This is a genomic window from Kitasatospora sp. NPDC056531 (genome assembly GCF_042794375.1).
GTDB lineage: Bacteria > Actinomycetota > Actinomycetes > Streptomycetales > Streptomycetaceae > Kitasatospora.
Genome location: NZ_JBHTTU010000236.1, coordinates 1 through 4,155 on the forward strand (window position 1 = coordinate 1; position 4,155 = coordinate 4,155).

At 70.9% G+C, this 4,155-nt stretch carries 5 protein-coding genes and 1 pseudogene; 2 read left to right on the forward strand and 4 right to left on the reverse strand.

Going from position 1 to position 4,155, the window contains the following annotated elements:
* A partial coding sequence (locus ACFQ87_RS44880; protein ID WP_380616823.1) for a helix-turn-helix domain-containing protein occupies positions 1-426 on the reverse strand: 426 nt, incomplete at its 3' end.
* A gap of 891 nt (positions 427-1,317) precedes the next feature.
* Positions 1,318-1,974: a GNAT family N-acetyltransferase gene (locus tag ACFQ87_RS44885; protein WP_380616824.1), complete on the reverse strand. Its 657-nt coding sequence runs from the start codon at positions 1,972-1,974 to the stop codon at positions 1,318-1,320.
* Between the two features lie 145 nt (positions 1,975-2,119).
* Between ACFQ87_RS44885 and ACFQ87_RS44890 the strand changes: the two genes are divergently transcribed.
* Positions 2,120-2,605, forward strand: a complete 486-nt coding sequence (locus tag ACFQ87_RS44890; RefSeq protein ID WP_380616825.1) for a MarR family winged helix-turn-helix transcriptional regulator — start codon at positions 2,120-2,122, stop codon at positions 2,603-2,605.
* Positions 2,602-3,065, forward strand: a pseudogene (locus ACFQ87_RS44895) (MarR family transcriptional regulator). Before ACFQ87_RS44890 ends, ACFQ87_RS44895 begins: the two are co-directional and overlap by 4 nt.
* A gap of 59 nt (positions 3,066-3,124) precedes the next feature.
* Here ACFQ87_RS44895 and ACFQ87_RS44900 read toward each other — a convergent pair.
* Both ACFQ87_RS44900 and ACFQ87_RS44905 read right to left on the reverse strand, forming a co-directional pair.
* Positions 3,125-3,334 (reverse strand): DUF397 domain-containing protein, encoded by a 210-nt coding sequence (locus ACFQ87_RS44900; RefSeq protein ID WP_380616826.1) that lies wholly within the window; start codon positions 3,332-3,334, stop codon positions 3,125-3,127.
* Positions 3,319-4,155: Scr1 family TA system antitoxin-like transcriptional regulator (locus tag ACFQ87_RS44905; RefSeq protein WP_380616827.1), on the reverse strand; the 837-nt coding region annotated here is incomplete at its 5' end. The genes ACFQ87_RS44900 and ACFQ87_RS44905, both read right to left, overlap by 16 nt.

Consider the following 4,155-nt stretch of genomic DNA (forward strand, 5'->3'; position numbering starts at 1 on the left):
GTCCACGAGCTCGCTGCGCACCTCCAGCAGGAAGGCGACATCGAAGATCAGGTTCGGCCGCCGGGCCGGGGCGAGGCCTTCCACCTCGAAGCGCCGGTAGACCTTCGGCGAGACCTTGATGCGGTCGACGACATCGCGGGTGCGGTAGCCGCACCCGCGCCTCAGCTCGGTCAGGGACATCTCGAACTCCCCCTTCACGGCCAGCGCGAGGGGGTGCACCCCCAACACCTCGGCGAGCGCGCGGATCCGCTGCGGCTCGGGCGTCTGCCTGCCCGCCTCGTACGCCAGGATCTGGGCCTTCGTGGAGCCGACCGACTGCGCCAGCTCGGCGGCGCTCAACCCCCGGCCCTGGCCGTCCGGCCTCAACGCTTCGGCCCGGCAGCGCTGCAACGCCGTGCGGTCGAAATCGGCCAGCCCTCGTGTCATCAGGCCACTTCCTTCGGTCTGACACCCTCGAAAGGTGCGGTTTAGAGGTACGATCACGTCGCGCCAATCAGCGTCAGCCTTCCGTGATGGTTGCTGCCACCAGGCATGATGACGCTTTTAGAGGTCCCTCGACTGGTTGCAGGAGCCGAAATACGAGAGGTTGGAGGCGGCCGCCGGGGACCCTCGTAGAGGTCGATGCGAGGGTTGTCAGCCGGCAACCGAGACCATGAAGGCCCCGCACCCCCTTTGGCTGATCACTTCCGTCGGGGGTACGAGGCCTCGCGAGGGAGCACCGCGCTCCGGATCACAACGGGCCTACCTGTCTCACCAGGTAGGCCCGTTGCCGTTCAGCCACTCGGTCAGGAAGTGGCGGATCACGGTCCCGAGGACCTGAAGCGCCAGCCACCCGCCGAACCGCTTAACGCGCTTCCGGGGCGTGGACGTTCCCCCTTCGCCAGGGGGGACATCCATCTCCAACACCTCCTCTCCCGGGCCCGGTAGACCCGCGCGGAGCCCGCCGGCTCACCCGGTACGGAGAGAAGACCAGGAGGCAGCCTACCCGGTTCGGCCGTTCGGATGGTCACCCAAACGGGGCAACGCGGTGCCGTGTTCTGCCTTGCATTGCAAGGTTTGTGACGATCAGTCGGCTGACCTGCAAAAACGTTGCACGCCCAGGCTCGGCGAAGACCGCTCCCGCGGGTGTGCGGGCGGGGGGCGCCTTGGATTACCAGCCGGTAGGGTGCCCGCGGCGTCGTCCGCTGTCCGAACCGGGTCGGGACCGGTCCGAACCGGGCCCCGGCGCTCCTGGTGCTCATGTGACGGGTGAGGCTGTCGGGATCCCGGCCGGGGCCGCCGTCGGCATGTCGCGCGGTGCACTCCTCGCGGGGCCTCCTACGGCGGCGCCTCGCCCGCCCCGAGCAGCTCGCGGCAGGCGGGGGTCAGGCCGGTGACGGTGACCGGGACGGGGGAGCCGGGCCAGTCGGCGCGCCACAGGCGCAGGCGCCGGGATTCCACGACGCGCCCGTCGAGGGTGTCGCGGGTGATGCCGTCGGGGCGGTAGCCGAGCTTGCGGGAGACGGCCAGGGAGGCGTGGTTGTCGGAGAAGGACACCGAGGTCGCCGAGAGCGCGCCGAGCCCGGCGAAGGCCAGGTGGAGCATCGCGGCGCGCATCTCGGTGCCGATGCCCAGGCCCTGGTACTCCAGGCCGAGCCAGGAGCCGGAGGCGACCTCGCGGCGGACGGCGAAGTCCTGGGCCCGCATGTCCTGGAAGCCCACCGGGCGGCCCTCGTGGAAGACCACCAGGTCCAGCGCCCAGTGCCGCGGGCTCCAGCGCCCCAGCCGCTTCCAGTGCAACTGCAGGACGTGCCGGGCACGTTCGGCGGGCGGCAGGGTCGTCCACGGGGTGAGGAAGGGGCGCACGTGCGGGGGGTGGACCCCGCGCGCGGCCACGTCCGCGAGGCCGGCGAGCTCCTCCTCACCGGGCAGGCGCAGCTCCAGGCGGGGCGTGGTGACGCGCAGGCCCCGCAGCGGCCAGTGGTCGGTGATCACCGGGACAGTGTGCCGCAGCCCCGCGGCCCTCGCACCGGGATTCCCGAGGGCCGCCGCCCCGGCGGCCACGGCGACGCCCCCGCCCCGGCCCGGGCGCCCCGGAAAACCGTAGCCATGGACATAGTGGCCATGCACCGTATTTGCCATGAGTTCGGCAGCCGAGAACGCCACCGCCGGTTTCCTGCTCTGGCGCCTGTCGATGAAGTGGCGGGTCGCCGTCGACCGGGCCCTCGCACCGCCGGGGCTGACCCACGCGCAGTACGCGCTGCTGGGGTCGCTGTACGGCATGGCACGCTCCGGGCTGCGCCCCAGCCAGCGCCGGCTCGCCGACCACACCGGACTGGAGCCCCTGTACGTCTCCAAGCTCGCCCGCGCCCTGGAGGGCGCCGCCCTGGTGGCCCGCACCCGGGACCCGGACGACCCGCGCGCCGTGCAGCTGACGCTCACCGGGCACGGACACGACGTCACCGCCCGCGCGATCACACTCGTCCAGGGCCTGCTGGACCAGCTGCTGGAGCCGCTCGGCGGCCAGCACGGCCAGCGCGCACGCGAGTTCACCCGCGAGCTGGCGACCCTGCTCGACGCACCTCTTGATCCGCCCACCGAGAACGACGAGGAGCACCAGCCATGACCACCACCGCCGCGACCACCGCGCCCGCCCCCCTCAACCCCCGCGTCATCGCCCTGGCGCACTACGCCTCACGCTCCTCCTGGAAGGCGTCCTGGCCCGCCACGGCGCCACCTTCGAGCAGAGCGTCACCCTGCGGGCCACCGCCGCCGCCGCCGGCGGCAGCCTGGGCCGCGAGGCGCTCGTCGCCGACGTCACCGGCTCGCTGAAGGCCGACCAGGCGCGCGTGCGCGCCGTCATCGAGGAGACGATCGCCGCCGGCCTGCTGGAGGCCGACCCGCGGCACGGCGAGGCCCTGCGCCTGACCGACGCCGGACGGCAGCTGTACGAGCGCACCACCGCCGAGACCGCCCCGGTCTCCGCCCGCCTCTACGCCGGCATCCCGGCCGAGGACCTCGCCGTCGCCGGCCGCGTGCTCGCGCTGATCACCGAGCGCGCCAACGCCGAACTGGCCCGCGCCTGAGGGCCACCGGCCGCTTCCTTGCCTCCCCGGCCTCCGGGCGGCGGGGCCGGGTACTGCGGTCAGTGGGCGTCGAACTCGCCGGTGCGGACGGCGGTGACGAAGGACTGCCAGGCGGCGGCGGGGAAGAGGAGGGCCGGGCCGCCCGGGTCCTTGGAGTCGCGCACGGGCATGACGCCGGCGAAGCCGTCGGCGACCTCGACACACGCGCCGCCGTTCGCGCCGCTGTACGAACTCTTCCGCCAGGAAGTCTCAGTCAGGTCGACATCCACTCCAGATCCCTTCTTACCGCACGGATGAAAGCCAGCGATTCGGCCCGGCCAAGGGCCTCGATCGCAAGCCGATCGTAGCTGTTGGCCAATGTGGCAACCGACTTGATATCGCGGTCGATGTAGCCACGCTGCTCAGTTTCGCCGTAAGCGAGAACTTTGCGGTTCGGCATGGTAAGGAGATGTGCCACGTGTGTGAACGGCCTGTTCTCGCCCAGGGCGAACGGCGCCACCTGGATGACTACGTTCGGACGGGTGGACAGCTGCTCAAGATGAAGCAACTGTTCGACCATGACGTCGCGTCCGCCGACGATCCGCCTGAGGCAGCTCTCGTTCAGCACCACATGGACGAGCGGAGGGGGAGTTCGTTCGAGGACTTGCTGTCGGGCAAGCCTGAACGCGATGCGCTGCTCGGCTAGTTCCTGGGTCGAACCTCCTTGCCTGACGTCGCCCATTTGGATCGCGGTTGCATACGCCGGGGTCTGCAGAAGCCCGGCGATGATGTCGATCTCGAAGATCCGGATCTGCTCTGCGAGGGCCTCGTAGCGGGCGTACTCCGGGAAGCCCTCCAGGATCGCGGCGTTCTTCAGCTGGTACCACATCAGCAGGAGGGTGCCGCCGGTGTCGAGCGCGATGTCGGCGAGTTCGGCGAGCCTGCGACTCGGGGGCCGGTGCGCAAGTTCGATGTAGGAGAGGTGCGAGGGGGAGCACTCAAGGAGCGGAGCCAGCTCCTCCTGGAGAAGGCCCTTGGCCTCTCGCGAGTTGCGGAGTTGGATTCCGAAGGGCGCCCAGGGGCTGGACTCCGGGTCAACCTTCTTCTTGTT